Source organism: Mycolicibacter sinensis (assembly GCF_001667945.1).
Classification (GTDB): domain Bacteria; phylum Actinomycetota; class Actinomycetes; order Mycobacteriales; family Mycobacteriaceae; genus Mycobacterium; species Mycobacterium sinense_B.
Map to the genome: position 1 here is coordinate 1 of NZ_LZJK01000086.1, position 709 is coordinate 709.

The following is a 709-nucleotide window of genomic DNA, read 5'->3' on the forward strand; positions in this document are numbered from 1 at the left end:
TGTCATTCCCGAACTTGCCGACGCGCTGAGCCTCACTGTCCAGCGTCCGCTGCCGCAGCGATGCCGCAGTCGCGCTCGTCAACGTGCCGCCCAGGTGGCGCGGGTCCGCCGTCATAACCGCGCCCGGCGTGCCGCCAATGAGCGCTACGCGGCTCGGCGACGCGAGATCGAGGACCGCAAGTGGCGAAACCGGATGCGTGACACGCTGTTTTTGCTTAAAGGTACGAAGAGCGCGAGTCCCTTCTGCGGCTGGATCAACGACCCCCACGAACCCGAAGAGCTGCCGCGCACCGAGACGTTCAAGGTTCTCAAGCGGGTGCTCTCCGCTGAGGGAGTGGACTGCGCCGACCCGGTGTACCGGATCCTCTAGAAGGGCGGATCGTCGGGCAGCGGCGGTGACGGTGGCGGCGGCTGCCAATCCGGCGGCAGCTCTTCGGGTTCGTGGGGGTCGTTGATCCAGCCGCAGAAGGGACTCGCGCTCTTCGTACCTTTAAGCAAAAACAGCGTGTCACGCATCCGGTTTCGCCACTTGCGGTCCTCGATCTCGCGTCGCCGAGCCGCGTAGCGCTCATTGGCGGCACGCCGGGCGCGGTTATGACGGCGGACCCGCGCCACCTGGGCGGCACGTTGACGAGCGCGACTGCGGCATCGCTGCGGCAGCGGACGCTGGACAGTGAGGCTCAGCGCGTCGGCAAGTTCGGGAATGACA

At 66.9% G+C, this 709-nt stretch carries 2 pseudogenes; one reads left to right on the top strand and one right to left on the bottom strand.

The window, feature by feature from the left end:
- A pseudogene (locus A5694_RS23680) lies at positions 1–370 on the top strand (hypothetical protein); the annotation flags it as partial.
- On the opposite strand, the pseudogene A5694_RS24080 reads toward A5694_RS23680, so the two are convergent.
- Positions 367–709, bottom strand: a pseudogene (locus A5694_RS24080) (HNH endonuclease signature motif containing protein); the annotation flags it as partial. The pseudogenes A5694_RS23680 and A5694_RS24080 overlap by 4 nt on opposite strands.